1 protein-coding gene is annotated in these 1,283 nt (G+C 78.6%); it reads right to left on the bottom strand.

What is annotated here, in order from left to right; translation table 11 throughout:
• Positions 1-576: 576 nt before the first annotated feature.
• Positions 577-1,158: a methylated-DNA--[protein]-cysteine S-methyltransferase gene (locus IHE55_RS30460; RefSeq protein WP_372442629.1), complete on the bottom strand. Its 582-nt coding sequence runs from the start codon at positions 1,156-1,158 to the stop codon at positions 577-579.
• Positions 1,159-1,283 lie beyond the last annotated feature (125 nt).

Below are 1,283 nucleotides of genomic sequence, written 5' to 3'. Positions count from 1 at the left end.
AGTGCCGGGGCACCGGCCGCGCCGACGCCCGGGGCGCGGCCGACAGCTGGGCCGCGCCGACGGTGGATCGCCCGGTGGGTCCGCGCCGGGGTACGGCCCCGCCCGGGTGCCCCCGCACGGGGCCACGGTCCCACGCCACCCGCCGTGTCCGGCCGCCTGTCCGTCGTGCTCGCGGCCGGCCCGGCTGCCCGGGCTTCCGGCGCTCCACCCCTGGCACCGGTCGGTGCTCCGGCGCGCGGCGTGCGGGCCGCCGGCGACAGGGACGGTGCCCGCTGGTGTCCGGGTACCGGCTGTCGCTGACCTCCGCGTCCGTGCGGCACGGAGGCGTTCGTCCCCGCCCTGGTGGCGGGCCCGCTCCGCTCCGCCGGGACGAGCCGCGCTCGCGCCGGTACGGCGCCGGGGCCGGCCCGCCTCCGGTACCGGACCCCCGAGCCGGTCCGCGCGGGGACGGGCGTACCGGGCCACCGGCGCGGCGGCGGTGTGCGCGGGGCAGCCCGGCAGGGCGAGGGCGAGGCAGGTGGCGAGGGCGGGCGGCGGAGTGGACGGGGCCGGCCCTTGACGCGCGGCCGCGACCGGTCAGAAGAGCGGCTCCGGCAGGACACCCTCCAGCGCGAGAAGGCTGCGCTTGGTCTCCAGGCCGCCCCCGAAGCCGCCTATGCCGCCGCCGCTCTCCACCACCCGGTGGCAGGGCACGACGACCGGCAGCGGGTTGGCACCCATGGCGGTGCCCACCGCGCGGGCCGCGCCCGGCTCGCCGACCCGGTCGGCCAGGTCCTGATACCCGACCACGGTGCCGTACGGCACGTGCTCGGCCAGCTCGCGCAGCACCTGCCGGTTGAATCCCGCGGTGAGCGACCAGTCCAGCGGCAGCGTGAAGGTCCGCAGGGTCCCGGAGAAGTACCCGGTCAGCTGGCGTATCGCCTCGTCCAGCACGTCCTGGCAGGCGTCGGTGGCGGGGGTGCCCAGCCGTCCGGTGAGCCGGGTGACGGCCCGTGCCGCCGTGCGCTCGTCGGCGTGGAAGCCCACCTGGGCCAGCCCCTGGCCGGTCGCGGCGAGCAGCAGCGGGCCGATGGGGGTGTCCAGCACCGCCCACGACCAGGGGCGCGCGCCCGGTCGCCGCGCCGGTTCGGCCGACTCCGTCGGCTCTGTGTTCGTCACGGTGCCCAGCGTAGGCGGGGGTACTGACAACGGACCCGCCGATGTCCGTCGGAGCCCGCTGATCCTTCGACTCGGGCACGCCGCCGGAGTGCCTCGATGCCTGCCGCGACCCGCAGCCCCCTCGT

Origin of the sequence: Streptomyces pactum (genome assembly GCF_016031615.1) — a bacterium.
Taxonomy (GTDB): Bacteria; Actinomycetota; Actinomycetes; order Streptomycetales; family Streptomycetaceae; genus Streptomyces; species Streptomyces pactus.
Note: the sequence above shows the minus strand (reverse complement) of the source record. Positions and strands in the feature narration are given on the sequence as shown.